The sequence below is a fragment of the Vogesella mureinivorans genome (assembly GCF_007644035.1).
Taxonomy (GTDB): domain Bacteria; phylum Pseudomonadota; class Gammaproteobacteria; order Burkholderiales; family Chromobacteriaceae; genus Vogesella; species Vogesella mureinivorans.
The window spans coordinates 1-258 of sequence record NZ_VMTV02000402.1; the positions used below are offsets into that span (position 1 = coordinate 1).

1 pseudogene is annotated in these 258 nt (G+C 65.5%); it reads left to right on the top strand.

The features are described 5' to 3' along the window. A pseudogene (locus tag FLQ44_RS11205) lies at positions 1–258 on the top strand (lipoyl synthase); the annotation flags it as partial.

A 258-nucleotide genomic window follows, 5' to 3' on the forward strand; every position in this document is an offset into this window, starting at 1 on the left:
CGCTGCTGGTGATGGGCGAAAAGCAGCTCGGCGAAACCAAGATCGCCCGCAGCCCGGTCAAGTTCGACGAAGCGCCCACCCTGCGCAAGCCGAGCTGGATCCGCGTGCGCCTGCCTTCCGGCAACGCCGTGCAGCAGCTCAAGTCGCGCCTGCGCGAGAACGCCCTGGTCACGGTCTGCGAAGAGGCCAGCTGTCCGAACATCCATGAGTGCTTCAGCCACGGCACCGCGACCTTCATGATCCTCGGCGAGATCGGAA